Source organism: Salinimicrobium sp. TH3, from assembly GCF_026676115.1.
Lineage (GTDB): Bacteria > Bacteroidota > Bacteroidia > Flavobacteriales > Flavobacteriaceae > Salinimicrobium.
The window spans coordinates 120,091-146,538 of the sequence record NZ_JAPONB010000007.1 but is presented as its reverse complement, the minus strand read 5'-3'; the positions used below and the strand labels follow the sequence as shown (position 1 = coordinate 146,538).

Genomic DNA, 26,448 nt, shown 5'->3' with positions numbered 1-26,448 from the left:
ATTTAACTGCGGGCCGTTTCCAAGCATTTAATATTCAGTAAATTTATAGTGTTTATTCACTCTTAAATTCTTTTAATCATGAGTACATTACGACTTGGAGACAAAGCCCCAAACTTTGATGCCGAAACCTCTCAGGGAAAAATCAACTTTTACGATTTCCTGGGGGATAGCTGGGGAATATTATTTTCCCATCCGGCAGATTACACCCCGGTTTGCACCACCGAACTCGGCGCGGCAGCCAAATACAAGGATGAATTTGAAAAGCGGAATGTGAAGGTGATGGCCCTAAGTGTAGATGGCGTGGAATCGCATAAAGACTGGATTAAAGATATCAATGAAACTCAACACACTACGGTAAATTTCCCCATTATTGCCGATGAAGACAGAAAGGTGTCCGATCTTTATGATATGATCCACCCTAATGCAGATGATACTCTAACTGTAAGATCTGTGTACGTCATTGGGCCCGATAAAACCATCAAACTTATGATCACCTATCCCGCGAGCACCGGAAGAAATTTTGAAGAGCTGTTACGGGTAATAGATTCTTTGCAGCTTACCGCCTATAAGAAAGTTGCAACACCCGCCAACTGGAAGTCGGGAGAGGACGTGGTGATAAGTCCATCTGTAAGTAATGAGGAGGCTGAAAAATTATTTCCTAAAGGTTTTAAAGAAGTTAAATCCTATTTGAGAATGACCCCTCAACCGGACTAAGAAAGTTTAAGGTTTAAGGTTTAAGGACCAATGGCTAATGACTAAAAAAACCTCAGCTTCCATTAGGATACTGAGGTTTCTTATCATAATTGAATTGAAGTATTTACTTCACTTTTACAAGCTCTACATCAAATACAAGGGTAGCATCTGGAGGGATCACTCCCCCGGCACCACGGGAACCGTATGCCAGATTGGATGGAATGACAAATCTTGCCTTATCCCCTTCCTTAAGCAACTGGATACCTTCATCCCAACCTTCTATCACATGACCTTTCCCCAGAGGAAATTCAATAGGTTGTTTTCTTTTATAGGAAGAATCGAAAACCGTACCGTCTGGTAACATTCCCTTATAGTGAACAGATACAGTTTGTCCTTTCTCAGCTTTCTTACCGTTTCCTTCAGAGATCATTTTATATCGCAATCCGCTATCGGTTTTTTCAAAACCCTGAGCAAGTTCACCAATCATTTCCTCCTGCTGTTTTTTGGCTGCTGCTTCACGCTCAGCTTTTGCTCCGTTGAACTGCCGGAAAGTCTCTACTGCATTAAAATTTTTAGCTTCCTCTCCCTCACGAACGATTTCCAGTTTTTCAATTTTATCGCCCTGCTGGATCTTATCAACTACTTCCTGACCTTCAATCACGTGCCCAAAAACTGTATGTTTCCCATCCAGCCAGGGAGTTGCAGTATGCGTTATAAAAAACTGACTCCCATTTGTACCCGGACCGGCATTGGCCATAGATAAAATTCCAGGACGGTCGTGTTTAAGATCGGGGTGGATCTCGTCTTCGAATTGATATCCCGGTCCACCTACACCGGTTCCCTTAGGATCTCCTCCCTGAACCATAAAGTCCGGGATTACACGGTGAAATTTAAGTCCGTCGTAGTAAGGTTTTCCCTGTGGCTTAGCTTCATTTTCCAGGTTTCCCTCTGCGAGGCCTACAAAATTCCCCACAGTACCTGGAGTTCTAGTATATTCAAGTTTGACAAGTATATTTCCCTTTGAGGTATGAAAAATGCCATATAATCCTGGTTCCATAATTTGTTTTTTGATTTAAGGTGCAAAGATAAAGAAATGAATAAAGTTTCTTAATTATTGTCTATGGAAAGAAGCAGAATTGGCAGAATGTTAAGGAAAAATTTTGCATTATATTGATTTTCCAAAAAATATACGGTTTAATATAAATTCTTCGCTGTGCTAAAGCTGCGCTTTGAATGACATTCCACTTCCGTTGTCATTCCGACGGCAGGAGGAATCTCTTATGGAAAACAAAAGATTCTTCGCTGCGCAAAAGCTGCGCTCTTAATGACAAAGCATTTCAATTGTCATTCCGAGGAACGAGGAATCTCTGGTGGAAAACAAAAGATTCTTCGCTACGCCAAAGCTGCGCTCTGAATAACATAAGATTTCGTTTTTCATTCCGACGGCAGGAGGAATCTCTTATGGACAACGAGAGTTCTTCGCTGCTCAAAAGCTGCGCTCTGAATGACAGAAGACAAAAAAAGCCGAAACTCTCGTTCCGGCTGTAAATTCAAATTATTGATCTCTTCTTTAATTCGCTACTTCACTAATAAATTTGATTCTGTATAACCGTAATTCTTCTTCATCATAATCACCTTCGAATTCCTCGAGAGCATCTTCGATCTTATCGGTTTGGGCATCGAGAAAATAATCATGTATCTCTTCCTGCTGATCTTCATCCAGGATCTCATCAATCCAATAGTTGATGTTCAGCTTGGTACCGCTGTAGACAATGGCTTCCATTTCTTTAATAAATGCGGTCATTTCCATGCCTTTTGCAGAGGCGATATCGTCTAGCGGCAGTTTACGATCTACATTCTGAATGATATATAACTTAAGGCCACTGTTGGCACCGGTAGTTTTCACAACCAGATCATCGGGACGCGTTATATCATTTTCCTCGACGTAATTGGAGATAAGTTCTACAAATTTCTTACTGTAAGGTTTGGATTTTTTTCCTTCCCCTACTCCATGAATATTTCCAAGTTCCTCAAGAGAAACAGGATACTTCAGGGCCATGTCTTCCAGAGAAGGATCCTGAAAAATAAGATGGGTTGCAAGCCCAAGATCCTTAGCGATCTTTTTACGCAGATCCTTAAGCATCTTTAGAAGTCTTTCATCGGTACCACCGCCCGATTTGGCTGCAGTAACTATTCCGTCGTTGCCGCCCATTTCATAGATGTGATCTTCGGTCATCATGAAAGAATCCGGCTTTTTCAGGAATTTCTCCCCTTTATCGGTAAGCTTCACAACTCCGTAAGTTTCAATATCTTTCCGCAGAAATCCTCCTACCAGTACCTGTCGTAACAAAGCCATCCAATACTTGGAATCTTTGTCGGCACCTTTCCCAAAGAGTTCATGCTCATCTGTACGGTGAGACTTGATCATGGCATTAGATTTACCTACTAAGGTGTTCACCACATCCTTGGACTTATATAACTGTTTGGTTTCCTTAATTGTTCGCAACAACAATACTACTTCTTCTTTTGCCTCATGTTGCTTCTTGGGATTCCGTACGTTATCATCCATATCGGCTCCTTCGCCGGTTTTTTCATCGAAGTCCTCTCCAAAGTAGTGCAGGATAAATTTTCTCCTGGAAACAGAAGTTTCAGCGAAGGCCACCACTTCCTGAAGGAGTGCCTGGCCAATCTCCTGCTCGGCGACCGGCTTACCACTCATAAATTTCTCCAGCTTCTCAATATCTTTATAGGCGTAGAACGCGAGACAATGGCCTTCGCCTCCATCTCTTCCTGCTCGACCTGTTTCCTGATAATAACTTTCTATACTTTTGGGAATATCGTGGTGGATCACAAACCGCACATCGGGCTTGTCAATTCCCATTCCAAAGGCGATAGTCGCCACTACAACGTCTACTTCCTCCATAAGGAACATGTCCTGGTGACGGGAACGGGTCTTGGCATCAAGACCGGCATGATATGGGACAGCTGATATTCCATTCACCTGCAAAGTTTGAGCGAGCTCCTCCACCCGTTTCCTGCTAAGACAGTAAATAATACCCGATTTTCCCTGGTTCTGCTTAACAAACCTTATGATATCGGCATCCACATTTTTGGTCTTAGGCCGTATTTCATAATATAAGTTTGGACGGTTAAAGGAAGCCTTGAAAGTGCGGGCATCTGTAATAGCAAGGTTTTTCAGTATATCTTCCTGCACCTTGGGAGTAGCTGTCGCCGTTAGGCCAATGATAGGGATATCATCTCCAATTCGTTTGACAATATGCCTCAGGTTTCTGTATTCCGGCCTAAAATCATGTCCCCACTCACTAATACAGTGAGCTTCATCTATGGCCATAAAAGATATTTTTACGCTGCGTAAAAACTCGACATTCTCTTCTTTGGTAAGAGATTCGGGCGCAACATAAAGAAGCTTGGTAATTCCATTGGTGATATCTTCCTTCACCTGCTTCACTTCAGTCTTGTTTAAGCTGGAGTTTAGCACATGAGCAATGCCGTGTTCAGAAGAAATTCCACGAATTGCATCCACCTGGTTCTTCATCAAAGCGATCAAGGGGGAGACAACAATTGCAGTTCCTTCTTTTATAAGCGCCGGTAATTGATAACAAAGAGATTTTCCACCTCCTGTGGGCATTACCACAAAGGTATTATGATCATTAACTATACTCTTTATTACCTCCTCCTGAAGGCCCTTAAACTGGCTAAAACCAAAGTATTTCTTAAGCTGTTCGTGTAAATCGATTTCCTGCGAAGTCATTCAATTGTGTTACAATTTTACATACATTTGCACAAAATAAAGATACATTTTTCTTTACTCCATACAATCTTCTAACTCTACAAATTTGACACCTCAAGAAAAAATACTCTCTGTAGCAAGAGAAACCATTTTAACTGAAGCCAAAGCTATAGCGAAATTAGAGCAATTATTAGACCATAATTTTGCTGAAGCCGTACAGGCGGTGTACAAATCCAGTGGTAGAGTCATCATTACCGGAATTGGAAAAAGTGCTGTGATCGCCACTAAAATTGTCGCCACCCTGAATTCTACCGGTACTCCTGCAGTATTCATGCATGCTGCCGATGCTATTCACGGGGACCTGGGCACTATTTTACAGGACGATGTGGTGATTTGTATTTCAAAAAGCGGAAATACTCCCGAAATCAAAGTATTAGTGCCTCTAATCAAGAATTTCGGAAATACCCTTATCGCCATCACCGGAAGTACAGATTCCTTTTTGGGAAAACAGGCCGATTATATTCTCAATTCCTTTGTAGAAAAGGAAGCCTGTCCTAATAACCTCGCCCCTACCACCAGCACCACTGCCCAACTTGTTATTGGTGACGCCCTGGCTGTTTGCCTGCTCGACTTGCGGGGCTTTTCAAGCCAGGATTTCGCAAAATACCATCCGGGAGGAGCATTGGGTAAAAAATTATACCTAAGAGTTAGTGATATAGCCGACCAAAATCAGAAACCATGGGTAGCCCCAGATACTCCTATTCCACAGGTGATCGTAGAGATCTCCGAAAAAATGCTGGGGGTAACTGCGGTGCTCGAAAATGAAAAAATTCTGGGAATTGTGACAGATGGTGATATACGACGTATGCTCCAAAAAAGCATTGACATTTCAGGTTTAACGGCCAGGGACATTCTTAGCCCTAATCCCAAAACCATTGAGTTTGATGCAATGGCTGTAGATGCAATGGATATGCTCGAAGAAAATAAGATCTCACAATTACTGGCTGTAAAAGACGGTAAATATTACGGCGTGGTACACTTACACAACCTAATAAGAGAAGGAATCATTTAATGGCGAAAGTAGAAAAATCTGCCGATGAAATGTCATTTTTGGATCACCTTGAGGATTTGCGCTGGCACCTCATTAGGGCATCCCTGGCAGTAGTAGTAGCAGGAAGTGCAGCTTTTTTAGCTAAAGGTTTCATTTTCGATACTTTGTTATTCGGCCCCACCAAGGCCGATTTTTTCACATATGACATACTTTGTCGCCTTTCTACATTTGTAGGCCTGGAAGGCGGGTTCTGTTTTGATGATATGCCTTTCACCATACAGTCCAGAACCATGGGTGGGCAATTCTCTGCACACGTTTGGACCTCCATTACAGCAGGTTTCATAATTGCTTTCCCTTATATCATCTATGAATTCTGGAAATTTATCTCTCCCGCTATGTATGCCAACGAAAGAAATACATCGAGAGGCTTTATTTTCATTTCTTCCATCCTGTTCTTCCTGGGAGTACTTTTTGGATATTACCTAGTGACACCACTTTCTATTAATTTCCTCGGAAAATACCAGGTAAGTGAAGTGGTATTGAACGAATTTGACATTGGAAGTTATATAAGCCTGGTACGTTCCTCGGTGGTAGCCTGCGGAATCATATTCGAATTACCTATTATAATATATTTCCTTACAAAAATTGGATTGGTAACACCTGAGTTTCTTCGGAAGTACAGGAAGTTCGCTTTGGTGATAGTACTAATTCTTGCGGCTATTATTACCCCGCCCGATATTTTGAGTCAGATCATTGTAGCTATTCCGGTGCTTGTGTTATATGAGGTGAGTATTGTGATCTCGCGGATAGTTATAAGGAAGGAAAATCGAAAATTAAGAAAACAAAAGCAATGAAAAACCAGGTAGAAGAATTCAATGAATATCGCCAGAAGATGAATGACAAGATCCTTGGCGATAACAACAAGATCATAAAACGTATTTTTAACCTCGACACTAATGCATTTACTGCAGGGGCGTTGGATGTGAAGACTAAGGAGCTACTTGGTTTAGTAGCCTCAGCCGTTTTACGTTGTGATGACTGCATTAAGTATCACCTTGAAACCAGCTATAAAGAAGGACTTTCAAAGGAAGAAGTAATGGAAGCACTAAGTATAGCTACTTTGGTGGGAGGAACTATTGTGATCCCACATCTTCGCAGGGCGTATGAGTTTTGGGAAGCTTTAGAAATGAATAATGCTTAAGGACTAAGGATTAACGAAGAAGGTCTTAACTAAACTCTTTCCAGATTAGTTATAAGACCTTCAAACTTTTTATCTTTAGGAATTGCACGATAATTGCACATCTCAATTCTCATATCTCACTACTAACATCTTAAAAATGAAGTTATACGCCGAAAGTCTTGTAAAATCCTATAAAGGTCGTGAAGTTGTAAAAGGCATATCCCTGGAAGTAAATCAGGGGGAGATTGTGGGACTGCTAGGTCCCAACGGAGCCGGAAAAACCACTTCTTTCTATATGATCGTAGGATTGATCAAACCAAATGGCGGAAGGATCTTTCTTGACAGGGAAAACATTACCAAATTCCCAATGTACAAACGTGCGCAGTATGGAATTGGATATCTGGCCCAGGAAGCTTCGGTTTTTAGAAAGCTTAGTATAGAAGACAATATAATGAGCGTTCTGGAGCTTACAAAGCTCTCCAAAAAGGAACGTAAAATGAAGATGGAATCCCTTATAGAAGAATTCGGTCTGGGACACATCCGCAAAAGCCGTGGAGATCTTTTAAGCGGGGGAGAGCGCCGGCGTACTGAAATAGCCCGTGCCCTGGCTACAGATCCAAATTTTATTCTTCTGGATGAACCATTTGCTGGAGTTGACCCTGTGGCCGTGGAAGATATTCAGCGGATTGTCGCCCAACTGAAAAATAAAAACATCGGGATCCTTATTACCGATCACAATGTTCAGGAAACTTTGGCTATTACAGATCGCACTTACCTTATGTTTGAGGGGCGCATTCTTAAGGCCGGAATCCCCGAGGAACTTGCCGAAGACGAAATGGTAAGGAAGGTTTACCTGGGACAAAATTTCGAATTGAGGAAGAAAAAACTTTTTCAGTAAGGATTCCCATGAATCCGATTGTCATTCCGACGCAGGAGGAATCTCTGGAGTAAAAAAGAGATTCTTCGCTACGCAAAAGCTTCGCTCTGAATGACAGATGAATTCGAATGTCATTCCGACGCAAGAAGATCTCTTCAGTAAACAAGAGATTCTTCGCTCCGCAAAAGCTGCGCTCTGAATGACAGGATGAATTGATTGTCATTCCGACGCAGGAGGAATCTCTTCAGTAAACAAGAGATTCTTCGCTCCGCAAAAGCTACACTCTGAATGACAGAGGAACCCGAATGTCATTCCGACGCAGGAGGAATATCTTCAAGAAAACGAGAGTTTCTTCGCTCCGCAAAAGCTGCGCTCTGAATGACAGAGGAACCCGAATGTCATTCCCGCGCAGGAGGAATTTCTTCAGTAAACAAGAGATTCTTCGCTGTGCAAAAGCTGCGCTCTGAATTACAGATGAATCCGAATGTCATTCCGAGGAACGAGGAATCTCTTCAGGAAAACAAGAGATTCTTCGCTCCGCAAACGCTTCGCTCTGAATGACAGAGGAACCCGAATGTCATTCCGAGGAACGAGGAATCTCTTCGGTAAACGAGAGATTCTTCGCTCCGCAAAAGCTACGCTCTGAATGACAGAGGAACCCGAATGTCATTCCGACGCAAGAGGATCTCTTCAGTAAACAAGAGATTCTTCGCTCCCCAAACGCTTCGCTCTGAATGACAGAGGAACCCGAATATCATTCCGACGCAGGAGGAATCTCTTCAGTAAACAAGAGATTCTTCCCTACGCAAAAGCTACGCTCTACCGGGTTTCGACTGCCGCCTCTCCACTACTCTTATTCGTGATCATGGAGACAATTACATAACTAATGATGATCAAAGGTATTGCAGCGAATTGAAGAAAGATGAGCAGAATAACACAGAAGATAAGGAACAGGTAACGGACCTTGTTTTCTGCAAAACCCCAGCTGCTGAATTTCAATGCGAACAAAGGAATCTCTGCATTCAGCATAAAACAACTGAACAAAGTAAGTGCAGCAAGGAACCAGGGATTAAGGATGATATCTACAAGCAAAGGCTGCGGCTGAAAAATAAGGATCAGCGGCAGACTTAATATTAGCAAGGCATTCGCCGGGGTAGGCAAACCAATGAAAGAATCTGTTTGCCGCTCGTCAATATTGAACTTTGCCAGGCGATAGCCTGAAGCAAGAGTAACCAGCAATCCAAACAAGGCAAGAACAGGAAGGTTCCATTCCAGTACGTCCTGTCCCGTGGTCCAGTCTTTAGGTTGAACAGCTGATCCCGGGAGTGCCTGCCTAAAAAGCTGGTACATAACAATACCAGGCACGAGACCGCTGGTGACCATATCGGCGAGGGAATCAAGCTGGAGACCAAGTTCAGATTTCACATTGAGGGCGCGTGCGGCCAGTCCGTCAAAAAAATCAAAAAAGATCCCCAGTGCTACGAAGATCGCAGCCATGACCAGATCACCCTGCACCGCAAATATGGCTCCTATGCTACCACTTAACAGGTTGATTAAAGTAATGGCATTCGGGACATGTTTAGCTAGGCTCATATTGGTTGGTTTTGTGTAAAAATAGGAAAATTTCCGGTTGCACGTCGCGGGTTAGTGGTTGCGGGTTAGTGGTTGCGGGTTGCGGGTTGCGGGTTAAGGTTAAAAAATAGGGCAAAAGGAAAGATTCAGGAGACAAGAATTTTTTTAGTACTTGTCACGGATTATAAATCCGCGCCAACTTTCCTGATTGTCAACTCGACAGAGGTTTCTGACCAGAAGGGAAGAAATCGACGAGAGATCTCATGAATGAAAATAATTTGCTCCTTTATAATAGAATATTTTTCCATTTCAAGAGGCAGATTTCTCAGTCACAAAAAAGCTACTTCGAAATGACTCGAAAGAAGAAGCAGAATCTTCAGTCGCTGAAAAAGGCTACTACTCAATATACTTTTTTTCTTACTTTAGAATGATGCTGTACAATTATTTTCTTTACATAGTCACCAACAAGAATAAAACAACCCTTTATATCGGTGTTACTAATAACATTCAAAAAAGGCTGGCTCAGCATCATTTCGACAGTGAACATTCCCGAAAATCTTTTGCAGGTAAATACAGTTGCTACTATCTGGTGTATTATGAAGGTTTTGAAAATCCTACACAAGCAATAAATAGAGAGAAAGAGATCAAAAAATGGAGAAGGGAAAAGAAGGAGAAATTAATCAACAACTTTAATCCTGAATGGCAATTTTTGAATTGGGATGTTTTTTAAACAATACTTATTACAAGAGGCAGATTTCTCAGTCGCTAAAAAAGCTCCTTTGAAATGACTACTACAAATAATTGCGGCAGTCATCTCGACAGAGGTTTCTTTCGGAGGAGAGGAAGCGACGAGAGATCTCATGAATAAGAGTAAAATGTTTCTTCCCAATAAAAGTATATTCTCTTCCCAAGTGGCAGATTTCTCAGTTGCAAAAAAGCTCCTTCGAAATGACTACTATTTATAGTCATCTCGACAGAGGTTTCTGACCGGAAGGGAAGAAATCGACGAGAGATCTCATGAATAAGAGTAAAATGTTTCTTTCCAAAAAAGGTATATTCCCTTCTCAAGAAGCAGATTTCTCAGTCGCTAAAAAAGCTCCTTCGAAATGACACTATTTATAGTCATCTCGACAGAGGTTTCTGACCGAAAGGGAAGAAATCGACGAGAGATCTCATCAATGAGAGTAATTTGCTTCTTTATAAAACAGTGTTTCCTCTTCTCAAGTGGCAGATTTCTCAGTCACTAAAAAAGCTCCTTCGAAATGACAATATTTATAGTCATCTCGACAGAGGTTTCTGACCGAAAGGGAAGAAATCGACGAGAGATCTCATGAATAAGAGTAAAATGTTTCTTTCCAAAAAAAGTATATTCTCATTTCAAGTGGCAGATTTCTCAGTCGCAAAAAAGCTCCTCCGAAATGACACTATTTATAGTCATCTCGACAGAATTTTCTGACCGAAAGGGAAGAAATCGACTAGAGATCTCATGAATAAGAGTAAAATGTTTCTTCCCAATAAAAGTATATTCTCTTCCCAAGTGGCAGATTTCTCAGTCGCCGTAAAAAGCTCCTTCGAAATGACAATATTTATAGTCATCTCGCCAGAGGTTTCTGACCGGAAGGGAAGAAATCGACGAGAGATCTCATCAATGAGAGTAATTTGCTTCTTTATAAAACAATGTTTCCTCTTCTCAAGTGGCTGATTTCTCAGTCGCCGTAAAAGCTCCTTCGAAATGACTCGAAAGGAGAAGCAGAATCTTCAGTCGCTGAAAAAGCTCCTTCGATTTGACATTTTGAAAAGGACAGAGGTAGTTCAAATCCATAGTTTTTATACCTTAGCATCCAGATACTATGAAACACTTCCTTTACGCATTACTTTCCGGAATTTTACTGGCACTCGCGTGGCCTACTTATGGTTTTCCGTTACTGTTGTTCTTTGCTTTTGTGCCTTTGCTTTACACAGAACACAAGATTAGGATCGAGCAGGCCCATAATCGTAAATGGAAGATCCTTGGACTCTCCTACCTCAGCTTTTTCATCTGGAATTTGATCACCACTTACTGGCTTTATTTCTCCACCCCGTTTGGCGGAGTATTCGCTATTACAGTGAACTCCCTGCTCATGTCCCTGGTTTTTCTGGTATTTCACGTAGTGGCAAAAAGAGTAAATTTTAAAGCCTCTTCCTCATTTTTTATAAGTATTTGGATGGCTTTTGAATATCTGCACCTCAACTGGGAATTTTCATGGCCATGGCTAAACCTGGGGAATGGTTTTTCAGAATTCCCACACTGGATCCAATGGTATGAATTCACCGGCACCTTTGGAGGAACCCTTTGGATACTGCTCACAAATATTGCCTTTTTAAAAATGATTTTGCTGTATCGCCGGCATAAGGCTAAGGAAATACTTTACCGGGGCCTGGTGAAAACAGGGCTACTTATTCTTATTCCTATAGCAGTTTCCTACTTTATTCTGTGGAATTATGAGGAGAGTGAACAAACTCTGGAGGCAGTAGTGCTGCAGCCCAACGTTAATCCATATACCGAAAAATACAACACCAATGATAAGCGTATTGGAGAGCTGCTTACAAGGCTTGCTGAAGAAAGTATTACCCCCCAGACCAGTATCGTGGTTGCTCCCGAAACAGTTTTTGCCGACGGAACCATATTGAATCGCTTCGAAGATTCTGAAGCCAACTTCTTTTCCACTCAATTCGTCAACAGGCATCCTGAGATCTCATTTTTAAGTGGGATCTCCATGTATGATCGTTTTAGTGATCCTAACAGGGTGAGAGGTCAAAGTAATCAATTGGGACCAAATGACTGGTATGATGATTATAATTCGGCTTTTATGATCTCTGCCAATGATTCTGTTCACTTCTATCACAAATCCAAGTTGGTGGTAGGCGTTGAAAATTTTCCTTACCAGGAAGTTTTAAAACCTATACTGGGGAATGTCATGATCGATCTTGGCGGCACAGTGGCCATGAAAACCACCCAAAAAAAGAGGGGGACATTTAAGGCAACTTCTACTGAAGAAGTGGGGCCTATCATTTGTTATGAATCGGTTTACGGAGATTTCGTCACGGGCTATGTAAATGAAGGGGCAGATTTTCTTGCTATTATTACCAATGATGCATGGTGGGGCAACACTCAGGGACACAAGCAGCACTTAAGCTACGCCAGGTTGCGGGCTATTGAAAACCGCAGGTCCATCGCCCGTAGTGCCAACACAGGAATTTCTGCTTTCATTAATGAAAAAGGTGAAATTACCGCCACCCTGGGTTATGAAGAACAAGGAGCTCTGCGAGGAAAAGTTACCCTTAACGGCGACCTTACCTTTTATGCCCGGTTTGGAGATTATATCGCGCGGATTTCCCTATTCCTGGCCTTATTCATATTTCTTTTTGCAATGGTGCCGTGGAAACGAAGCAGAAAGTGAAAAAAGTGGGCGGTGGTCAGTTTCTTTGGAAGCAAGAGACAAGAACCAAGACTTTTTCTCAGCATGTTATCATAAGTTACTAATCCGCCCCATCGTCACGGAATGTCATCCCGACTGAGCGTTCTATTTCGCCAAAAAGAGGAGGCGACGAGAGATCTTAAGAAAAATTCTGGTTTCCCGGAGGCAGATTTCTCAGTCGCGAAAAAAGCTTCTTCGAAATGACATTTGTGATTATAAGCTTGACCTCCGAGCACTGATCACTGAATACTTACTGCCTACCAGAACACTGCTAACTGCTTACTTAAGACTGCCTACCAGAACACTGTCAACTGCTTACTAAAACGTTCAATTTCCCAGAAAAAGGAGGCAACGAGAGATCTTATGGTTTAAGAAAAATTCTCATTGCCCCAGAAGCAGATTTCTCAGTCGCGAAAAAAGCTACTTCGAAATGACATTTGGGATTACAAGCTGAACACTGAGCACTGATCACTTACTGCCTACTACCACACTGCCAACTGCATACTGAAAAACTGCCAACTGCCCCCTTAAGACTACTGTCCTCTAAAGAAAATAACAGTACTCAGTGTCTTGGTAAGAATTGTGATATCGAGAAAAATATTCCGATGTTTAATATAGTAAAGATCATACTGCAGCTTTTCCAGACTGTCGGCGTGACTATCGGCGTAATCGCACATAACCTGGGCCCAGCCGGTGAGTCCGGGTTTAACGAAGTGGCGGGTATCGTAAAACGGTATTAATTCAGATAATTCCTGTACAAAGACAGGGCGTTCTGGACGGGGACCAATAAGGCTCATTTCTCCTTTTAGAATATTATAGAACTGCGGAAATTCATCCATCCGGGTGCGACGGAGAAATTTCCCGAAGCTTGTAATACGCACATCATTCTTAGTAGCCCAAACCGCACCATTAACTTCAGCATCACAACGCATAGTGCGGAACTTCAGAATAGTAAACGGTCTTCCATTCTTCCCTACCCTCTCCTGTCTGTAAAATAGCTGTCCTTTATTGGCAATTAAATTTCCGAAGAAAACAAAGGGCAACAAAAGTAGACCAAAAATAATTCCGACAACAGAAATTAAAATATCGGCCGACCGGTGAAAAAACAAATAGAATTTATTGTCATTACTTCGGCTAAGGGGAAAGAATTGATAAAAATTCTTTTCGATATGCTGCACCGGGATCTTACTCGTCTTATCCTCATAAACTTCATTAAAATCCTTTACCGGAAATCCCTTTTTTAACAGGCTTAAGATCTCTTCATACAGCTCCCCGACCTTTTCGGCTCCCAGGTTTGAGATAAGGATCTCATCTACAGAATGCTCCCTGACAGTTTCCCAAAGATCCCTGGAAGGAAATTCTTCAAGACTGGCTTTTCCGAAGTTAATATTATTGCCCTCCTGCGGATTCACGTAACCAATAATATTATAATTGGGATCGGACTGCTGCAGGTGAGAAGCCACCAATTCCACTTCCAGCGGTTCACCCACAATAAGTACGCGACGGTAGAATCTTGGGGTTGAAATCAAGGCAATATAGGAATACCGCCATAGCAGCAGGGTAAATAGAATAGTGAGAAAGAGGTAAAGGATCTTAAAACGATTCTCGGGCAGAACCGGAGTAAGTACCGGGGTCATAAGGAAGAAAAGGACGGTGACCGAGGTAGCAAGTACTGCATTCTGCAGCACTTTAGTAAAGCTACTGGCTTTTTGTAAGTCGTAAAGTTCGAAAATGCCGGCAAATAATGCCAGGTAAGTGGCAAGAACCACACTCCAATACCAGTTTCCACTTTCGAATTGAAAATAATCCACCCCAAAAAGAATACCTACCACATAGAGCGCAAAAAGAACCCACACGACATCAAAGAGGCGGAGAAAGAACTTGCGTTCGGAGATCTCAAAATGTAGATTATTACGGGGCATGTAAAAATTCTTACCGCGCAAAGATAGGGAAGAGTATAGTGAGGATTGCCTGCTCTCACTAACTTTTTCCTGAAGATGTGTCTCTGCCATGTGCTGCTTATCGGTTGGTTAAATAAACATGTGAGGAGGGACCTAATATGATGTTAAAGTAATAAATATTAACCTTCTACAAAATTTTTTTTCGACTATCGGAAAATTTTATGGAACCTGTTAAGTACCGTGATAGCTTTTGCTATGCCGGTGATTCCTTTCCCCCGCCCTCATCAACAGCCCGGTGATTCCTTTCCCCCGCCCTAAAGGGAGGGAATCACCTCATTTTTATGAATCCAACTAATCATGAAGAGGCTTCGAGAGTAGAAATCTTATCGCCATGCCGGTGATTCCTTTCCCCCGCCCTAAAGGGAGGGAATCACCTGTTTTAAAAGAGCTACCATGCCGGTGATTCCTTTTCCCCACCCTAAAGGGAGGGAATCACCTCTACTTTATAAATCTTAATAACAATAATTTAAACCTTTATTTTTCCCTCCCCTCCTCCGGAGGGGTGCCCGCAGGGCGGGGTGGGCATGGATTCAAGATTTCGGTGTTTACCCACTAACCGTGAATGGGGCTAATAAAAAGTTTAAATGAGTAATCCTTTCGCCATGCCGGTGATTCCTTTCCCCCGCGCCCTAAAGGGCGGGAACCACCTCTTTTTTATAAATCCAACTAATCATGAAGAGGTTTCGAGAGTAGAAATCCTATCGCCATGCCGGTGATTCCTTTCCCCCGCCCTAAAGGGAGGGAATCACCTCTTTTTAACAGACCAAAGGAATTGTCCTTCTAAAGGAAGCTGAATGAGACGCGCGTCACCCTGAACTTGTTTCAGAGGTCTGGTTCTGTCTGCTCATCCGCACCTCCTTCTCCTAAGAAGTTGGAGCTATTGATTTCCTTATATTAATAACTCAAAATACTTTTCCACATCTCCTTCACTCTTTCCCAGTCAAAGGCTTCCACCTTTTTCCTGGCTGCCCGTGTTCTTTCCAGGGAACGTTGGGGGTCACTGAGGATGTTCTTAACTGCAGCAGCCATTCGTTCGGGATCATTTGGTGGCATCAAAATTCCATCTATGTCTGCAGAAATAAGATATGGAAGTCCGCCCACATTAGTAGAGACAACAGGCAGACTTAAGGCCATGGCTTCAATGACGCTCACCGGAGTGTTGTCAATATTGGTGGTGTTGAGAAAGATGTCATAGCTGGCAGCGAGAGCCGTCCATTCGTCTTTTGGTAATCTCCCGGGAAAGCGAACCGGGAGGCGGTGCAATTTGGCGTATCGAATGCATTCTTTCCAGGAATCATCTTTAACCGGCCCTACCATACAGAGTTCGGCATTGGGATATTCGGAGAGCAGGAGCTCCAGGACTTTTACTGCCTGCAGCGGATTATATATTTCTGCAAAAGCCCGTACCCACAGCAGCTTTGGCCGAACTTCTGCCCGTTCTTTAAAATCGTAGTCATCCAGAGAAATACTATTCGGAATATACTTTACATTAGAAAATCCCGCCTGCTGAAAAATGGTCTTCATATACAGAGAGGGGGCTACATTTATAAAAGCCTTCCCAAATAGCTTTTTTGAAGCACCGGGAGAGCGGTCAAGTCGGGCGGGAAGTTCCCCGCCGTGTAGGATAGGAATATATTTAAGATCCAGTCTTTGGCAAAGCCGGGCAACTGCATAAGCGTACCAGAAGTTTTGGGTGCTGTAGGTATCGATAAGGACGTAATCGGTAGTTTTTCTGTTTTTGTACACCAGCCGGAGCATATCTGCCAGGCGAAGGAGTTTGTTCTTTTTTGCTGAGGCTGTTTTTACTTCAAAGCCTTCTTTTCTGAGTAGTGGAGCCAGAGTATCAATGGAGGTGGGGGTACCGCCGCGGGAACGAAGTTTATTTCCAATATAGATCAGGTTCTGCATTTGAAGAAGCTGAAGTAAAAATATGAAATTTTCTTTCTGTTCTTTTTCCATTGATGAAAAAGAACCAAAAAATCTAGGCTTACGAAAATATTGTTAAAATTTTCATTCGTAGCCTAAATTTTAGGAACTCGCGGGAAAAATTCTTTCTAAAATGATAATTTAAAACGCTCAAACAGCCTAAAATTTTACGGCTCACTCCTTTCAATTTTCACGCAAAATTTTCGATAGGCCGCTTTACATTCTTATAACAAGCAGCATATTGAAATTTGATTGCTTTCAGCTTGATGCCGATCCCTCCTTCGCTTAAATCTTTGCCGGTCATTTGGAATTTGGTGCTCGGAATTTGGTGCTTTTACACCTTATTCATTCAAAACAGAGATCCACTCCTCCTTCACGATCTCCCAATCAAACTTTCTGACTTTCTCATAAGCCGCTTTTGCGATTAGCTCACATTTTTCAGGATTCTGGAGCAGATCTTCTATAGCAGCGACCATAGCGGAGACATCGTTCTGTGGCACGAGAATACCATCTTTGCCGTTGCCTATGAGATATGGCATGCCGCCGACATCGGTGGAAATGACGGGGAGGCCCAGGGCCATGGCTTCAATAACACTTATTGGCGTGTTATCGACATCTGTGGAGTTGATGAAAAAATCGTAATCCAAAGAGAGTGCTGCCCAATCTTTCTTTTTCATCTTTCCAGGAAATTCTATAGGCAAGTTTTTTTGCTTTGCATACTCCTTACAGTTGGCAAGAGAGCCATCTTTCTCGGGGCCCACCATACACATTTTAGCTTCGGGATGTTTTTTGTAAACCTGTTCTAAAACTTTTATTGCCATTAGCGGATTGTATCGCTCCTGGAACCTGCGTACCCAAAGGAAATTTGGTTTAAAAGTCTTCCTCTCTTTAAAAGGGTAATTCTCCAGGGTTATAGAATTGGGAATGATCCGGGAGTTCGAAAAACCGTGATCCACAAAAATATCAAATAAGAAGTGAGAAGGTGCTACATTGATCCTGGCGTTGCCAAAGAGGGACTTGGTAAGGTTTGGAGATTTGTCCAGGCGTTCTTTTAAATTCCCGCCGTGTAAGATTGGAATATAAGGCAGCTTGAGCTGCTGACATAACTTACCAATGCTATAAGCATAATAGAAATTCTGGGCCCCGTAAGTGTCGATAAGAACAACATCAGTTTGTTTGCGGTTTGTCCAGATAAGGGAGAGCATCTCCATCAGCCGCAGTGCTTTATTATCCTTTCCCGATGCCGTCTTTACCCAATACCCTTCCTGCTTTAATACTTCACTGAAAAAAGAAATATAGGTAGCGGTAAAGGTGGGATTGGAAAGATTGTTACCTATATAAAGAATTCTTTTTTTCATTAACTATTTATAACAGCGCCAGCCCATCTACTTATTGCGCCTCTATTTTTTTCTTATGAACCGGCCTCTTATTATCATCAACAATATATAACAGAGCAAGCCCATAAACAAATGCCGGCAGGGCAATTCTCATCGCCGAATGGTTGATGGTGAGGAACCAGAAGGCTAAGAACGCCAAAAAATAATAATTGTTTTTAAACTTTGTCCAAAAAATTATGGGGACAAATATAAGAATTAGGATGGCTAAAAGACCTAACAAACCATGTTCTGAAAGTAAACGGCTAATTTCATTATGTGAGGCGGTTTCAACACCCGTCTCCTCCATTCGGAATTCTTTTGCTTTTCCGACACCTACTCCTACCAGTGGATTATAATAGAACCCTTGTAGTTCTGTGGAAATTAATTCAGCTCTTCCTGTTGTAATATCTTGTTCCAGTTTCCCCGCAGCATCACGATTAGTATAGCGATAAAGAAGCAAATCGTTGGTTGCGATAGTACTGAACATCCAGATAATTAATCCAGTTCCTGATGCAACAATAATCTTCTTCACCACTGCGGCCTTTTCCCTATCTGGTCTTTTGTAGTACAGGAGTATCAAAAAACAGACAATGCAAATTACTCCAGTAAGTACCCCTCCTCTTGAGAATGTGACAAGAGCCCTATAACTCATCAAGCCGAACAGAACAAGATCAATGACATTGATAACTCTACTCTTAATGGTGAACAACCGAGTGCAAAGAAGAAACGCGCCCAATCCCATTACTGTAGAAATTTGGTTGGGACCATAACCCCCAGAAGCGGCAAAATTTGAATTTGTTCCTGTTGAGAGTGATTCACTGATACTGGGCGTGTACAGAAAAAGATAAAACATATTAGCGATCAGAGGCAGAAGCAACATCAACAAAATCCTATCAAACTGCCAGAGCGACACTTTTTTGTAGTAACAATAAACAGCAGCTACCCCCAGACATACCGGCCCACTCAGATTAAATGCTATAGCCTTTCGAAATACTACTTCATAACTTAGAGTTTGAGAAGCAATAACAATTCCTGGAACAAGAATTAGCAAATAAATCCAAAAAGGAGTAGTTTTTGATGAAGATCCTTTAAAAAAAAGACCAATTAGGAGGAAAAGAATAACAGAATATTTTCCCGTTTCATAAAAAATCATTCCTCCATTCATCCTGAAAAAAACCTCCGCCCCTGCAATATAGGCCGCAGCCATTAATGCTTCATTATTTTTGTTTCTGCTTTGGAAAATGTAAACTAAAAAAAATATAAGCACTCCGAAAAGCAAAAATTGCGCGGAAGGTCTGTGCACATAGATCAATAAAGCCATAGCGAAGTGCAAAAGAAGTAACTTCGCATATTTTATACTTACCAGCCAATGTAAAACTTTTTTCTGTGATCTCGATAGGTTAGTTGCTTTGATCATTACCCTGCACTCAATATTTTGCAATTATAACAAAAACTTCATTGTGGTTTTTATTTTCACTTAGAATAAAAATAAGACAGCCAATGGTGTTCTTGATCTTTGACTATTGATTAAAATAAGTTATATAAGAGGACATCACAACTTCTTCTGAAAATTCTTCCTTTACATAACGTTTAAAAGATGCTGCATCTGATTTTCGAGATTCCTCCTTTTCTATGTAGTGACAAATACACTCTGCAAGCTTTAAAGAATCACCTGGAGGAGCTAATAAGCCCTTCTCCCGGAGAATTTCCTCACACTGCCCTACTTTTGTACTCACTACCGGCAAACCTGCTCTACCATATTCCAGTAGGGCCAGAGGCAAGCCCTCTGAAACAGAAGAAAGAATCCCAAGGTCCGCTTGTCCTAAAAAGAATTCTACCTTTTCTTGCTCGCCATAGATAAACACTTTTTCTTCCAGAGCGTTAGATGCAATGAAATCTCGTATACTTTTGGAGTATTCGTCATTTTCATCCTTCCCCACCAAATGAAGTGAAGTCTTGGCATGGTTCTCTGAGACAATTTTAAAAGCCTTAAGTAAATTAAGATGATCCTTTTGAGGGCGCAAATTTGCCAGGCAGATTATATTAAAAACCGAACCATGAATGAAGTTCTTGTAATCTATATCTTCAGGGATTCTCTGGTCATTCAAAAGGAAATTTCTGAAATAGGCAATCTTTTTACTACGTAAATTCTTTTTTGACCACTCTAGAAGCTCAGAATTAACCGAAAGAATGCCATCAAAGTTTTTGGAAGCATATTTTAAGATTCCAACTTTACGACCTTGCAGCTCCCTTCCATAATGATCATGCCATATCAACTTCACCCTTGGAAGACTCCACTTGATCATCAACGCCAGGAACCAGGAACTACTATGGGCTTGAATAAGGTCAATCTTATGCTCTTTCACAAATCTTCGGAGCTTCCGAAAAGCTTTTATATCCAAGGTTTTCTTTTTATCAAGGAAAAGATATCCTACCTCAGGAGAAAGCTTCTTTTTTAATAAGCCTTCCATGCGGGTACAGCACAAGTAGGATTCGTCGATCCGCTTGGCTAATGCATTGGCATAATTCACCGCCATTCTCTCAGCGCCGCCACTTCTCAATGAATCTATAAGTTGAATTACTCGCATCCTACACCCAAATCTCTCCCTTTGGGAGAGATACTTTTGCCATTCGACGTCTTTAAAACTTCCTTAAGTGCCGCTTCAAATTTCTCCAGAGTATATTTCTGACTCCACTCTTTTGCACCATCGGACATCATTTTCATTTTTTCCTGATCAGCTAATAATTTTAAAATTTTTTCTACTTCCTGTCCAATCCGCACTGGCTGTTGATTTTTTAAAAGAATTCCCCTGGAACCTCCCCCCAACATCCACGGCACACAACTCACTGACGTTGCGATGGGAATGCATCCAAAGAACATGCCTTCGGCAATGGCCTTAGGCCAACCTTCAGATCTTGAAGGCAGGATCAGAAAATGAGCTTTTTGATAGGCATTTTTTAATTCCTGTAACGGACGATTTCCTTTAAAATGTATCAAATTCTCTAAATCCTTCCGTCGGCAGTATTCCTCCAGCCGTTCCCTTTCCGGACCATCTCCGTAAATTGTAAGAAAAAACCGGTCGGAAGAGCGGTTTTGAGAATCAAAATCTGCGGAGATTTCCGAATCTGAATCCATGCCTCTTCTTTCCGAGAAATTCAATTTTTCCACAATTTTTATCGCCTCCAAGGGTCGCTTTCCTTCAACCAGGTTCCCTACGAATAAAAAAGTAAATGGAGCTTCAAATTTCTTATCCCTTACCTCGTTTTTTTCTCTTTCAGAAAAACTTGCGGTAAAAAAGGGCTTTACATTCTTGGATTGTCCGGGCCAGTCTCCGTACACAAGCACCTCCATATTCCGCGTCAAAAATGTATTGCTTAAAAGCCATTTTTGAAGCTTGTATGACCATGGCTGCCTTGCCTCCGGATCCCAATTTCCTGCATATTTTGCTGTTTTAGGTTTTCGGGGGAAAAATATCTGAAGAAAACAGCCTATCAGACTAACGTTGCCCGGGCAGCGCAGATGAAGATGATCTGCCCTTTTCATTACTTTCCAGACACCCACAATTACAGCGGGGAAATTTCGTAGAGATGCAACGATGTTCTCAGGGTTAGTGAAATTCATACCTGGTATTTGGTAAAATTCAATTTCACTTTCAGAATAGGCAGTCTCAATTTGAGTAGGAAAACCAGGAGTTTTTGGTGCCGCAACTAATGTTTTTACTATGTTTTTTAGCCACATGTTCATCTCTGAAATATAAGGCGCGTAAGAATAATACTCGTCTTTATTCTCTTTATGTGGTAAGTAAGTAATGATTCCGAATTTCATCGTAGTCTATTTTCCACAGCTTTTTCCATCGTACGTTAGGGTTTTGGTTTATTCCAAATAATACTCCACCAGCCGAAGATTCTACCCAAGCTCTCTGTAAGAGCCTCTCTTTTTTTAGTAGTATTCAATACGTTACATAGTCTAATGAATGTTAACAGCATAGCAGTAGCATGCCATTTCCATCTGGCTGAAAAAGATGGATTTTTAAACCTGACCCTCCATACATACCACCCATTTCGCAGTACCATTTTACCATATTTGAAACTATTCGGTCTCCCGCCCTTTTCATGATAATGGTGAACTCGGGCGCGGGTATTTACATAAAGATGACCCACTTCTGAAGCCCGGAGGCAAAAATCTAAATCTTCATATAGTCCGTATCCTTCAAAAAATTCAGAGAAAGCTATTTTATTAAACAGTTCTTTCCGGTAGGACGCCACTCCACCCATAAAATATTCAACAGGATAGGTCTTCCCCGAAGGCGGTAAAAAGCTGATTGAAAGTCCGTTCGAAAAAGAAGGCATAACTCCCGGAGGTTGATCACTTAACAGTGCCAATCTCTTGCGAAGCAGATTGCGGCTGCCAAGTTTTCTTTTCCACCCATCCAATGTATATTCATGGAATCCCAAGGGAATATGAAATTCAGAGATTTTCCATTCCACCTCATCCAGAATGTAACCACCTACTCCAATTGCATCCTGATATCTGTCATATGTCCCCATGAGTTCTTTAAAATAATCAGGAGAAAGGATGATGTCATCATCCAGAAAACATATAATATTAGAAGATACATCAAGTTTTTCTATTCCCAGATTTCTTTGTCTGGTCAGCCCTCGGTCATCTTCTGAGACCTTAAAATATTCCAGTCTTTGAAAATTGCTTTTTTCGATTAATTCCTGAGTCGCCATTTCCTCCGAACCGTCAATTATAAGGATTTGATCAGGATAATACGACTGCTCAGCCACAGAATTCAGGAGCTTTAACAGTGGCAGCGGGCGGTTATAAGTGCAAACAATTAAGCTGAATTTCATTGAAAAGCAGTGAATTACTTATGATTTTTTTACACCTCTCCTAAAACAAATGTAAGTTAAAAATTTTGAGTGCTTCGGGTAAGCTTTAATCAAGCAAAAATTTTTGACTGATCAAAATCGTTCTCCCAATTTAATCAGGTTTCGGGCGTAAAACAGTGAGCGATTGAACTGGAGTTGTTTATAGGGTAACTTCAGAAGTCTTAGAAGAAACATCTTTTTCGAACCTTTGAAAAGGTATAGAAAGAAATATTTTGATCTGTACTCCTTAACCTGTCGAGTTTTGTAATGTTTGATAATTCCATAAAGTATAGTCGGGCTGGGAACAGGTCTAATAAATCTTACCGGATGATCCAGTTCCCAAGCCTGTTTTTTCCTTTGTTTACCTAAAACCGATGCCTGCAGCCCCCAGTCTCTGTAACCTCCTGCAGGTGGTTTTAGATGTAGGTTGGCAGAATATGGATTGTACAGAAGAATTCCTCCCATTTTCAAAATCCGGAAACCGAAATCGGTGTCTTCCCCATATCCTCCATCAAAGTTGATATCATTGCCTGTCATTTTATCTACCCACTCCTTTTTTACACAGGAATTGGCATTGTTAAAATTTTGGGCAGCACCTGCCTTCCATCTATTTTCGCCCATTCTATCTAATGCCTTTTTTAGATCCTTAAGGTCAAATTCATGATTGTCAGCATGAACATCCAGACCCGTACAAGCATCCGCTGAATAAGTTTGTAAAAACCGCAAATGATTTTCCACAAAATCCGGCAGTATTCGGATGTCGTCATCTGCGAAAATGATATAATCTCCTGTACAGAAATTTAAAGCTTCATTCCTACCGCGGCAACTTCCCTTTGATTTCTGCCTGTGGACTATAAGATCGAAAGGATAATCTTCTTTGTATACCTCGGGTTCCCAATTTTCGGATGGAGTCGCATCCACTACAATTATTTCTTTTACAGAGTAAGTCTGGTCCCGGTAATCGTTAAGTAATTGAAGAGTATATTTTTGTCTTGACATGGTAGGTATAACAACACTTACCTCCGGGTTATTGGTTAAAGGATCCAGTCCCCTGACAGCAACGATGGGCGTGGAGTTGGTGCTTAAATTCTCTTTACCCGAAGCTCTGAAGGCTTTAATTTCCGAACGAAAATTACTAGCACTTTTTTTCAGTAGCATATATAAACAATGATCCCATTTGAAGTTTTTTCTGTAAAACCTGTATCGATCATTTGCGGAAAGTGCAACTACATTTTGAGCTTGAGAAAAAAGTCCTTCGATATATAACGGAACACCACCGCCATGCCGAAGCAATCGATAACCGAAATCTAAGGCAGCTGCCGTATTGGAATGATACTCACCCGATAATCCCTCATAAATTTCCCAAACCGTTTTTCTAATCACAAAACTTTGAGGATTAATCCGCCAGTTGATGGAGCGCTGTATCTGATTAACATCGTTTAAGAACCACCAGAATACTGCTGTCTGGTAAACCAGTTCAGGAAAAGCTCCCCGGAAACCCTGATCTAAAGAACTATGCCAAAGATCACCGGGGCCCGCCGCAAGCTCATCTAACAGTTCAATTCTTGGTTCTCCCGTGTACAGCAGAACCTCGCCTTTAGATGTCACTATTTCTTTTAAGTGCATTTATCTTCAATAACTTCTTTATAAAAATTTACGTTTCTGGCAGGAATAATATCCGTTGAAAAATTTTCCAGTATGCGCTTCCTTGCAGCCCGACCCATTGCCTGCGCTTTAATCTGATCATTTAAGAGTTTCAGAATCTTTTCTGAAAAATTCTCATGATTCTTCGGATTCTCGGTATACCCAGTTTGCTCATCGATCATAATTTCATCTGCCCAACCGATATTGGAAGTGACCAAAGCTTTTTCCATCGCCATAGCTTCCAGCCAGGTCATTGGAAAAGCCTCGGCGAAGCTTGGTAGGACAATCACCTGGGCTGCGGCTATTTCCAGAAGAACCTTTTCGTGAGATAATTCTCCTATCCATTTTACCTTTCTAGCTGCATCGCTTGTAAATCTTTCTTTCATCATTTCCTTTGTTGATCGCCCTGTTTGGCTATCAATTACATCTTTTCCCACGATTAAAAGTTCAACCTCAACTTTTCTTTCTATTACTCTATTAAAAATCTGAGGCAATTCCAGGACTCCTTTTTTTCTAATAACAGTTCCGAAATATAAAATTCTTCCAGCAGTAACTCCTGAATTTTCCGAGGTCAAAAGATCTGTGTTGACTGAATTCGGAATTACTTTCACCTCTCCTTTTAGCCCAAAGATGTTCATTGTTTCTTTTGCTGTAAATTCGCTCACAGATAGCAGTTTGTTCGCTCCCAATAGTCCAAACTTTTCAAGCAAAAAATTTTTTGTCTTTTGGGGTCTTCCTTCAAGTTTACAGAAATAGGCATCTGTACCATGCATTCGAATTATCAAAGGGCAGCGTAGTCGCATGAAAGCCGTGATTCCTGTCCAATCAGGTGCTTCAATAACCTGTATCCCATCGACAGCAACGTATTTGTTAAGGTAATTCTGAATAAACTTTCTGTACAGGAACCATCCGCCTAAAAGGAATTTCTGTTGTTTGATGAAATGAAATTTAATTCCGTCTTCCAGAAATACAGTATTTATATTTTGCCCATAGATAAAAATGGAAACTTTTATTTCCTTCCTAACTAATGCTTCTGCAAGATTTTTTATACTACTACCTATGCCCGCAGTAGTATTTGCGAGAAAATGAGGATATTCCGGTGTCAGAAAACCAATGTGCATCATTTATATTTGACCCAAAGACCCGAGATATTACGGCCATCAAGTTTGTTTTCATTAATTAGGTCTTGTTCCTTCTTCTTAAACTCCGGGTCCAGATCAGCTTTTAACTTGCCATAAAACCCATAAGATCTTTGGTTGATTAAGGTGAAATTCCCTAAACTTCCTTTTAGGAGGTCAATAGAAATACCTTTCATGGTTCCATCTTGCAATGATCCCACATGAATATCAGTTATACTCCAAATTTCGTCAGCTGTCAATCGAGAGCTGATCACTTTATCTTTAATAAGCTTATCATTAATAAGGTCAATATAATTTTTTCTTCCCAGCAATCGGTTTATATAAGACCTATATCTTTTAGGAAGTAAATTTTTGATTTTTCTTCCTAAGGGTTTGGTTTCATCCTTGCTCCGATAGGATTTTACCCTATTCTTATAATTTTCATTATTAAGAGAATCTACATTTGGATCTTGTAAATGAATAAATATCCCTTTAGGATTTGTAATAATTCTTACCTCCTCTAAAAATTGTTTCAGATCAGGGATGTGATGTAATACAGAACATACCAACACTAAATCATATTTTCCCGAAAGCTGGGACATACGGCCGCAAAAAAGGGAGTATTCCTTGTTCCATAGTTGTGCCTTACGATCAGCCACCTCCAGCATCCTTGAGGAAGTATCAAGTAGGGTTATATGTGCAATGAATGGTTTCAGTCTTGAATTCATTAGAAAATTAGAACTCATTCCTGTTCCACAGCCTACATCCAATACCCTTAACTGCTTTTTAGACACGTCACAGTGTCCGAGTAAATCCTCCACCAATAGGTCTATTTGCTCCTGAAGGCTATCATTCATGTCAGCGTGCATTTCGTCATAAACTTCTGCCTCACAATCGTGAAAAATCACATTTACCTTTTCCTGGAAATCCTGGGCAGAGAGATTAATACCCTTCTTTTTCATCAAC

The 26,448-nt window shown here is 41.2% G+C and carries 21 protein-coding genes; 8 read left to right on the top strand and 13 right to left on the bottom strand.

Annotated elements, in window-relative coordinates; all coding sequences use genetic code 11:
* The first annotated feature begins 78 nt into the window (after positions 1-78).
* Positions 79-714, top strand: coding sequence for a peroxiredoxin (locus OU683_RS12060; RefSeq protein WP_268138625.1), 636 nt, complete (start codon positions 79-81; stop codon positions 712-714).
* Positions 715-817: 103 nt separating this feature from the next.
* On the opposite strand, the gene OU683_RS12055 is transcribed toward OU683_RS12060, so the two are convergent.
* Positions 818-1,750: a peptidylprolyl isomerase gene (locus OU683_RS12055; RefSeq protein ID WP_268138623.1), complete on the bottom strand. Its 933-nt coding sequence runs from the start codon at positions 1,748-1,750 to the stop codon at positions 818-820.
* 513 nt (positions 1,751-2,263) lie between these two features.
* On the bottom strand, positions 2,264-4,465 hold the full coding sequence (locus OU683_RS12050; RefSeq protein WP_268138621.1) for an ATP-dependent DNA helicase RecQ: 2,202 nt from the start codon (positions 4,463-4,465) through the stop codon (positions 2,264-2,266).
* 85 nt (positions 4,466-4,550) lie between these two features.
* Here OU683_RS12050 and OU683_RS12045 point away from each other — a divergent pair, with 85 nt between their 5' ends.
* From OU683_RS12045 to OU683_RS12025, 5 genes are all read left to right on the top strand, one after another.
* Positions 4,551-5,516, top strand: a complete 966-nt coding sequence (locus tag OU683_RS12045; RefSeq protein WP_268138619.1) for a KpsF/GutQ family sugar-phosphate isomerase — start codon at positions 4,551-4,553, stop codon at positions 5,514-5,516.
* Positions 5,516-6,349 (top strand): twin-arginine translocase subunit TatC, encoded by an 834-nt coding sequence (gene tatC, locus OU683_RS12040; protein ID WP_268138617.1) that lies wholly within the window; start codon positions 5,516-5,518, stop codon positions 6,347-6,349. Before OU683_RS12045 ends, tatC begins: the two co-directional genes overlap by 1 nt.
* Complete coding sequence (locus OU683_RS12035) at positions 6,346-6,696, top strand: carboxymuconolactone decarboxylase family protein (protein WP_268138615.1); 351 nt, start codon at positions 6,346-6,348, stop codon at positions 6,694-6,696. The genes tatC and OU683_RS12035 overlap by 4 nt, the downstream gene beginning before the upstream one ends.
* 136 nt (positions 6,697-6,832) lie before the next feature.
* Entirely contained in the window at positions 6,833-7,573 is a 741-nt protein-coding gene (gene lptB / locus OU683_RS12030) for an LPS export ABC transporter ATP-binding protein (protein ID WP_228912832.1), read from the top strand.
* Between the two features lie 357 nt (positions 7,574-7,930).
* A complete protein-coding gene (locus OU683_RS12025; RefSeq protein WP_268138613.1) occupies positions 7,931-8,113 on the top strand; it encodes a hypothetical protein in 183 nt (60 codons plus the stop codon).
* 258 nt (positions 8,114-8,371) lie between these two features.
* Here the strand turns inward: OU683_RS12025 and OU683_RS12020 are convergent, their stop codons facing one another.
* Positions 8,372-9,145 (bottom strand): CDP-alcohol phosphatidyltransferase family protein, encoded by a 774-nt coding sequence (locus OU683_RS12020; RefSeq protein ID WP_268138611.1) that lies wholly within the window; start codon positions 9,143-9,145, stop codon positions 8,372-8,374.
* A 406-nt stretch (positions 9,146-9,551) separates the two neighbouring features.
* Between OU683_RS12020 and OU683_RS12015 the strand changes: the two genes are divergently transcribed.
* Positions 9,552-9,854: a GIY-YIG nuclease family protein gene (locus OU683_RS12015; RefSeq protein WP_326493552.1), complete on the top strand. Its 303-nt coding sequence runs from the start codon at positions 9,552-9,554 to the stop codon at positions 9,852-9,854.
* Between the two features lie 1,120 nt (positions 9,855-10,974).
* Entirely contained in the window at positions 10,975-12,564 is a 1,590-nt protein-coding gene (gene lnt / locus OU683_RS12010; RefSeq protein ID WP_268138609.1) for an apolipoprotein N-acyltransferase, read from the top strand.
* Positions 12,565-13,115: 551 nt separating this feature from the next.
* On the opposite strand, the gene OU683_RS12005 is transcribed toward lnt, so the two are convergent.
* From OU683_RS12005 to OU683_RS11960, 10 genes are all read right to left on the bottom strand, one after another.
* On the bottom strand, positions 13,116-14,594 hold the full coding sequence (locus OU683_RS12005) for a sugar transferase (RefSeq protein ID WP_326493551.1): 1,479 nt from the start codon (positions 14,592-14,594) through the stop codon (positions 13,116-13,118).
* An 843-nt stretch (positions 14,595-15,437) separates the two neighbouring features.
* Entirely contained in the window at positions 15,438-16,502 is a 1,065-nt protein-coding gene (locus tag OU683_RS12000; RefSeq protein ID WP_268138607.1) for a glycosyltransferase family 4 protein, read from the bottom strand.
* Positions 16,503-16,810: 308 nt separating this feature from the next.
* The gene (locus tag OU683_RS11995) at positions 16,811-17,827 is read right to left on the bottom strand and encodes a glycosyltransferase family 4 protein (protein WP_268138605.1); all 1,017 of its coding nucleotides are present in this window, start codon (positions 17,825-17,827) and stop codon (positions 16,811-16,813) included.
* Positions 17,828-17,858: 31 nt separating this feature from the next.
* On the bottom strand, positions 17,859-19,262 hold the full coding sequence (locus OU683_RS11990; RefSeq protein ID WP_268138603.1) for an O-antigen ligase family protein: 1,404 nt from the start codon (positions 19,260-19,262) through the stop codon (positions 17,859-17,861).
* 103 nt (positions 19,263-19,365) lie between these two features.
* On the bottom strand, positions 19,366-20,433 hold the full coding sequence (locus tag OU683_RS11985) for a glycosyltransferase (protein WP_268138601.1): 1,068 nt from the start codon (positions 20,431-20,433) through the stop codon (positions 19,366-19,368).
* Positions 20,424-21,671, bottom strand: a complete 1,248-nt coding sequence (locus tag OU683_RS11980) for a glycosyltransferase family 4 protein (RefSeq protein ID WP_268138599.1) — start codon at positions 21,669-21,671, stop codon at positions 20,424-20,426. Before OU683_RS11980 ends, OU683_RS11985 begins: the two co-directional genes overlap by 10 nt.
* A gap of 35 nt (positions 21,672-21,706) precedes the next feature.
* Positions 21,707-22,702: a glycosyltransferase family 2 protein gene (locus OU683_RS11975; protein WP_268138597.1), complete on the bottom strand. Its 996-nt coding sequence runs from the start codon at positions 22,700-22,702 to the stop codon at positions 21,707-21,709.
* A 111-nt stretch (positions 22,703-22,813) separates the two neighbouring features.
* A complete protein-coding gene (locus tag OU683_RS11970) occupies positions 22,814-24,346 on the bottom strand; it encodes a glycosyltransferase family 2 protein (RefSeq protein WP_268138595.1) in 1,533 nt (510 codons plus the stop codon).
* Positions 24,337-25,488 carry a glycosyltransferase family 4 protein gene (locus OU683_RS11965; protein WP_268138593.1) on the bottom strand — a complete coding sequence of 384 codons (1,152 nt, stop codon included), beginning with the start codon at positions 25,486-25,488 and terminating at the stop codon, positions 24,337-24,339. Before OU683_RS11965 ends, OU683_RS11970 begins: the two co-directional genes overlap by 10 nt.
* Positions 25,485-26,444, bottom strand: coding sequence for a class I SAM-dependent DNA methyltransferase (locus OU683_RS11960; protein ID WP_268138591.1), 960 nt, complete (start codon positions 26,442-26,444; stop codon positions 25,485-25,487). Before OU683_RS11960 ends, OU683_RS11965 begins: the two co-directional genes overlap by 4 nt.
* Positions 26,445-26,448 lie beyond the last annotated feature (4 nt).